Origin of the sequence: Pantoea sp. BAV 3049 (assembly GCF_009765445.1) — a bacterium.
Lineage (GTDB): Bacteria > Pseudomonadota > Gammaproteobacteria > Enterobacterales > Enterobacteriaceae > Erwinia.
On sequence record NZ_WHOY01000031.1, the window covers coordinates 2,137,166 to 2,143,552 of the forward strand.

Annotated in this window: 6 protein-coding genes; 5 read left to right on the forward strand and 1 reads right to left on the reverse strand. The window is 53.3% G+C overall.

Annotated elements, in window-relative coordinates; translation table 11 throughout:
* Positions 1 to 52 precede the first annotated feature (52 nt).
* The 5 genes from GSQ70_RS10870 to GSQ70_RS10890 all read left to right on the forward strand — a co-directional run bounded on the left by GSQ70_RS10870 (position 53) and on the right by GSQ70_RS10890 (position 5,159).
* Positions 53 to 3,058, forward strand: a complete 3,006-nt coding sequence (locus GSQ70_RS10870; protein WP_158782549.1) for a Tn3 family transposase — start codon at positions 53 to 55, stop codon at positions 3,056 to 3,058.
* 221 nt (positions 3,059 to 3,279) lie between these two features.
* Positions 3,280 to 3,564: a hypothetical protein gene (locus tag GSQ70_RS10875; RefSeq protein ID WP_158782550.1), complete on the forward strand. Its 285-nt coding sequence runs from the start codon at positions 3,280 to 3,282 to the stop codon at positions 3,562 to 3,564.
* 88 nt (positions 3,565 to 3,652) lie between these two features.
* On the forward strand, positions 3,653 to 3,946 hold the full coding sequence (locus GSQ70_RS10880; protein WP_158782551.1) for a hypothetical protein: 294 nt from the start codon (positions 3,653 to 3,655) through the stop codon (positions 3,944 to 3,946).
* A 122-nt stretch (positions 3,947 to 4,068) separates the two neighbouring features.
* Entirely contained in the window at positions 4,069 to 4,551 is a 483-nt protein-coding gene (locus GSQ70_RS10885) for a hypothetical protein (protein ID WP_158782552.1), read from the forward strand.
* Positions 4,552 to 4,577: 26 nt separating this feature from the next.
* Positions 4,578 to 5,159: a DUF2913 family protein gene (locus tag GSQ70_RS10890; protein WP_233268273.1), complete on the forward strand. Its 582-nt coding sequence runs from the start codon at positions 4,578 to 4,580 to the stop codon at positions 5,157 to 5,159.
* A 39-nt stretch (positions 5,160 to 5,198) separates the two neighbouring features.
* Here GSQ70_RS10890 and GSQ70_RS10895 read toward each other — a convergent pair whose 3' ends face one another.
* Positions 5,199 to 6,140, reverse strand: coding sequence for an Rpn family recombination-promoting nuclease/putative transposase (locus GSQ70_RS10895; RefSeq protein WP_158782554.1), 942 nt, complete (start codon positions 6,138 to 6,140; stop codon positions 5,199 to 5,201).
* Positions 6,141 to 6,387: the final 247 nt, after the last annotated feature.

The following is a 6,387-nucleotide window of genomic DNA, read 5'->3' on the forward strand; positions in this document are numbered from 1 at the left end:
TTCGGACGGTTGCGGGATTGTTAATAAATAACCGTCAGGCAGGGAGACCGATATGCCCGTCGATTTTCTGACCACTGAACAGACTGAAAGCTATGGCCGGTTCACCGGTGAACCGGATGAGCTTCAGCTGGCACGCTATTTTCATCTTGATGAGGCAGACAAGGAATTTATCGGAAAAAGCAGAGGTGATCACAATCGTCTGGGAATTGCCCTGCAAATAGGGTGCGTGCGTTTTCTGGGTACCTTTCTCACCGATATGAATCATACGCCTTCCGGCGTCAGGCATTTTATCGCCAGACAGCTCGCCATTCATGATATCACCGTGCTGGCAGAATACGGCCAGAGAGAAAATACCCGTCGTGAGCATGCCGCGCTGATACGTCAGCATTATGATTATCGCGAATTTGCCTGGCCCTGGACTTTTCGTCTTACCCGTCTTTTATATACCCGTAGCTGGATAAGCAACGAACGTCCTGGTCTGCTTTTTGATCTGGCGACAGGGTGGCTGATGCAGCACAGAATTATTCTCCCCGGAGCCACCACGCTGACCCGACTGATTTCAGAAGTAAGGGAAAAGGCAACTCTGCGCCTGTGGAACAGGCTGGCAATGATACCGTCTGCAATGCAGCGTTCACAACTGGAGACGCTGCTGGGCCCCGCTGATTCCGGCCGCTTGTCTTTGCTGGAATCACTGAAAAAAGGCCCGGTGACCATCAGTGGGCCGGCGTTTAATGAGACAATTGATCGCTGGAAAATGCTGAGCGATTTTGGCCTCCATAATGAAAGCCTGAACGCGATCCCGACTGTACGTCTGAAGAATCTTGCTCGTTATGCCGGGATGACTTCGGTATTCAATATTGCCAGGATGGCACCGCAGAAAAGGATGGCGGTACTGGTTGCCTTTGTCCTGGCATGGGAAACGCTGGCGCTGGATGATGCACTGGACGTTCTGGATGCCATGCTGACTGTCATCATCCGTGACGCCAGAAAGATTGGGCAGAAAAAACGGCTCCGATCGCTGAAGGATCTCGATAAATCAGCACTGGCACTCGCCAGCGCGTGTTCATACCTGCTGAAAGAAGAAACACCGGACGAATCAATCCGGGCTGAGGTATTCAGCCACATCCCCAGACAAAAGCTGGCAGACATCATCGCGCTTGTTCGCGAAATAGCCCGGCCCTCTGACGATAACTTTCATGATGAAATGGTGGAGCAGTACGGGCGGGTACGTCGCTTTCTGCCCCGTCTGCTGAATACCGTTAAATTTTCAGCAGCTCCCGCCGGGAGTACCACCCTGAATGCCTGCGATTATCTCAGCCGCGAGTTCAGCTCACGGCGGCAGTATTTTGACGATGCACCAACGGAAATCATCAGCCGGCCATGGAAACGACTGGTGATTAATAAGGAAAAACATATCACCCGAAGGGGATATACTCTGTGCTTTCTCAGTAAACTGCAGGACAGCCTGAGACGGCGGGATGTCTACGTTACCGGCAGTAACCGGTGGGGAGATCCCCGCGAAAAATTACTACAGGGCGCAGACTGGCAGGCAAACCGGATCAAAGTTTATCGTTCTCTGGGGCATCCGACAAACCCACAGGACGCAATAAAATCGCTGGGCATCCAGCTGGACACCCGTTACAGGCAGGTTGCTGCACGCCTTGGCGAAAATGAAGCGGTGCAGCTTGATATTTCCGGCCCAAAGCCCAGGCTGACTATTACTCCTCTCGCCAGTCTTGATGAGCCGGACAGTCTGAAACGGCTGAGCAAAATGGTCAGCGATCTGCTCCCTACGGTGGATTTAACGGAGTTGCTGCTCGAAATTAACGCCCATACCGGATTTGCTGATGAGTTTTTCCACGCCAGCGAAGCCAGCGCCAGAGTTGACGATCTGCCCGTCAGCATCAGCGCCGTACTGATGGCCGAGGCCTGCAATATCGGCCTGGAGCCCCTGATACGGTCAAATGTTCCAGCCCTGACCCGACACCGGCTGAACTGGACAAAAGCAAACTATCTGCGGGCTGAAACTATCACCAGTGCGAATGCCAGGCTGGTTGATTTTCAGGCAACACTGCCACTGGCACAGGTCTGGGGTGGTGGCGAAGTGGCTTCTGCAGACGGAATGCGCTTTGTTACGCCAGTCAGAACAATCAATGCCGGACCGAACCGCAAATACTTTGGCCATAACAGGGGTATCACCTGGTACAACTTTATTTCCGATCAGTATTCCGGCTTTCATGGCATTGTTATACCGGGGACGCTGAGGGACTCAATCTTTGTGCTGGAAGGCCTTCTTGAGCAGGAGACAGGGCTGAATCCCACCGAAATTATGACCGATACCGCAGGGGCCAGCGATCTTGTCTTTGGCCTTTTCTGGCTGTTGGGATACCAGTTTTCCCCGCGACTGGCTGATGCCGGTTCTTCGGTTTTCTGGCGCATGGACAATGACGCTGATTATGGCGTGCTGAATGACATTGCCAGAGGACAGTCAGATCCCCGAAAAATAGCCCTTCAGTGGGACGAAATGATCCGGGCCGCAGGCTCCCTGAAGCTGGGCAAGGTACAGGCTTCGGTGCTGGTCCGTTCATTACTGAAAAGTGAACGCCCCTCCGGACTGACCCAGGCAATCATTGAAGTGGGACGCATTAACAAAACGCTGTATCTGCTTAATTATATTGATGATGAAGATTACCGCAGGCGCATCCTGACCCAACTTAACCGGGGAGAAAGCCGCCATGCTGTTGCCAGAGCTATTTGTCACGGTCAGAAAGGTGAGATAAGAAAGCGATATACCGATGGTCAGGAAGATCAACTGGGCGCACTGGGGCTGGTCACTAACGCCGTCGTGTTATGGAACACTATTTATATGCAGGCAGCTCTGGATCATCTCCGGGCACAAGGAGAAACCCTGAATGATGAAGATATTGCACGTCTCTCACCGCTTTGCCATGGGCATATCAATATGCTCGGCCATTATTCCTTCACGCTGGCAGAACTGGTAACAAAAGGGCATTTGCGGCCATTAAAAGAGGCGTCAGAGGAAGAAAACATTGCTTAACGTGAGTTTTCGTTCCACTGAGCGTCAGACCCCTATTCAGCTTCTGAGGGCGCCTCTATGCGCCAAAAGCGCATTAAAATCTTATCTCAATAAATGGTTGAAAAATCAGCACATAAACCATATACAATCAGTGGGGATTTCGACAGTAATTAAGTAACCGCTTAACGGTTTCTATTCCCCCGCTATCGGGCATAACGACACAATAGCAACCAGGATAAATAATGGATTCTCTAACAAAGTTCGCTCTGGATATTTTACGTGACCGAAATTTTTCCCGTCTGGATGAGGAGGTCAGGGAAGAAGTGCTGTCCCTGTTTATTGATGATCATCGTAAACCATCAAAAGAGGGGCGGAGAACGCTGGCGCTTAATGCTGGCCTGCTGGCAAAGCAAATGGGAGAGCCCCGACTGGAGGTGCTTTCAATGGATGTACTTATGGCCTGTGACAAAGCGGAAGTACGTGAGGTTCTGGCACAAATTACAGACATTCTTCAGGGACAGGCTTAGCATTATTGCCTGAGCGAACGTTTTCCCGTTACTGTATTGCTGTGAAGGGATGGCTGACAGCCCTTATTAATCAAAAGGAAAGGTAATCATGAAAAAATCACTGCTTATTCTGGGCGCTCTGTCGCTTTCCATTAGCGGGATCTCTCAGGCTGCAGGTCAGATGAATGAACAGGTTCTTCGGGAAAAGGCAGCTTTTGCGCTGGGGGTGACCCAGGATCGTGTCACGCTTGAACAGTCTGATCGTACTCCTGAACCCAACAGTTATTTTTTTAATGCCCGTTATCAGGGGAAACTGTATCAGTGTTACGTTGGCACCATTCAGCAGCAGATCATGTCTGACGCCGTCTGTCGTCCAACCGATGGTTCAGATTTACCCCGTTAATGCAGGGAAGCCGGATGGCACCATCGCCAGTACAGCAAAAATTGAAACTGCCCCCGAACGTTCAGGTTCGCCGCCGGGGAAACACATACGTTATTTGTTATTGTAACGATGAGGTGGGTGGTGTGGTTGTCACCGAAACCCCATCAGGCGACACGCAGCTGCGCCCGTATGTGAAAGACCCTGTGGAACTGAACAAAGATATTGTGGCGTTGGTTGCTCAACAGATGGCTGACGCGCTGATTGAGCATGCTGGCCGGCATCCTGATGGTGCCAGTCCCTCACCACCGGCCCCCATTCCCGGCACGACGCTCCTTGAAAACACCATGTTCCCCTGCTCCCGCTGCGGACGAATTACTGCCAGACTGGTTTTTGCCCCGGAGTGTACGTCTGAGGCTGATATGGTGTCCCTCGGTGACCGTCTCCGGAATGACGTCAGGTATGCCCCCTACCCGGTCTGGCTGATTGGTGCGCCGGACAGTGAGGACGATAGCGTGGCCCGGCACCTGACGCTACAGCTGGCACCGGTCAGCGGTGAGGTATACCGGGAGCATCCAGACCAGATGAACAGCCGACTGCTGGAGCTGGATGATAAACATCAGTGCTGAAGGACAGCCCCCGGGCTGGTGATGAAATGAGAAATATGGAAAAAACGGGTCACCTGGCATGGTGCGCACTTATCGCCCTGCTGACTGCCAGGGAAGATGGCCTGGTGGCGTCGGAGTCGCAGGAAAACCTGTTTATCACCCGCTGGTTTGCGCAGGTGAAAAAACAGCGTCGCTTTTCTCGTGACGTGGCCACCGATGTTGACTGGATACTCAACCAGGGCCGTACGCTCGGCGTTCGCGCGCGGCTGCGGCATAAGCTGGATTATCTCTGGCGTAGCTGCACCGACGAACTGTCTGAGCAGAACGACCTTTTTCGCCTGACCTACGCGCTGGAGCTGGCGAAGCAGTACGACTGGGGGTATCACGTCCTCAGCGACAGTGAGTGGAGCGGTCGAAATAAGATTCTGCCATCGGCATCGGTGAACAGTATCTGTCTGCTGAAAAGCGCGCTGGATATTGGTTTTAATGATGACGGGACGCAGGTGCTACCTGTGCCAGCAAGAATTGGCGGCCGCGCCGAGGGGCTTAATGCGCTGCTGAAAAGCTGTGGCTGGGAGGCTGTCAGCAACGACGATCACTGGAAACTGGTGACAATCAGCGCTGGTTGACCAGTAAAGAACGGGTTGCCAGCAGGCAACCCGGTAGTGTCAGTGGGTGATGCGCCGCAGATCTTCTTCAGTCAGACCGGTCATGGCCATCACTGTATTGCGGTCGATGCCGCTCTGCAGCATCGTGCGGGCAATTTTCAGGGTCGCTTCGCGCTCACCTTTCTCAATGCCGCGCTGTTCGCCAAGCTGGATACCTTCTTCACGGGCCTTCTGTTCCAGGCGTTGTGCAATAGTCATTAAAATCTCCTCGTGTTGCGGTGACCGGCGGGCCAGTTCCTGCAGGAATGCCTCGGGTCTGGCCGTGTCTCCCGTCTGCAGCATCCAGTTCATCAAAGTGACCAGCTGCTCATCGGTAGTGTAACCCGCAATCAGCAGGGTGACCAGATGTTCGGTCAGCTCAGCCAGGTCGCGGGTTTGTGCGTGCTTCAGCATTAATTCCAGCAGGGCCATCCGGCGGTGCTTCATGATTTCATCGTCATCGATGGCGCCAACATCGATGAGGGGAAAATCACCGGTATACAGTTTTCGTGCTGTTTCCGGGCTGGCAAACAGCTCCGTCCAGTTCAGCGTGTAGGGCCAGGGGCTGCCACGACCGTGGGAAAACAGCAGCGGAATAACCAGTGGCAGCTGCTCATGACCGGCATCCAGGTGTTTCTGCATGGCGGCAATGGAGTACCGCATGAGTCTGAACGCCATATGCCTGTCCGGACTGCTCTGATGCTCAATGAGCGTATAAATGTATCCCTCACCCTCGGTGGTCTTCAGGGAGTACAGCACGTCGGCAAAATAGGTTCGCAGATTTTCCTCAATAAAGGAGCCTGACTCCAGCTGCAGGGTGGTCAGGTCACACAGCTGCAGTAACTCTGCCGGCAGATGCAGGGCCAGAAAATCCCGGGCGGTATCTGTATGGGTCAGGAAGGTTTTAAACAGCCCGTCATGGGGAACCGGTGACTTCCCGCCCTTTCCTTTTCTGCCTGACATTCCGCGTCTCCGTTGGTTTAAGTGTGCTCATCCGGCAGTATTATACCGGAGCTGAGGTCCTGGTACCTTCTGTTTCACCGGGGGCCGTTCCGGGGTGGTTCGGTCCCCTTCCCTGTTATTCTGCTCACCCCCGGGCTGACCGCATCGTCACGCAGGCGCATGATGGTTTGTCGTGAGGTTCCAAACTGGCCTAGTGGGAGCGAAGCTGCAAAATGCGACATCTGACTTTTTTGAACTGTATCTGAGT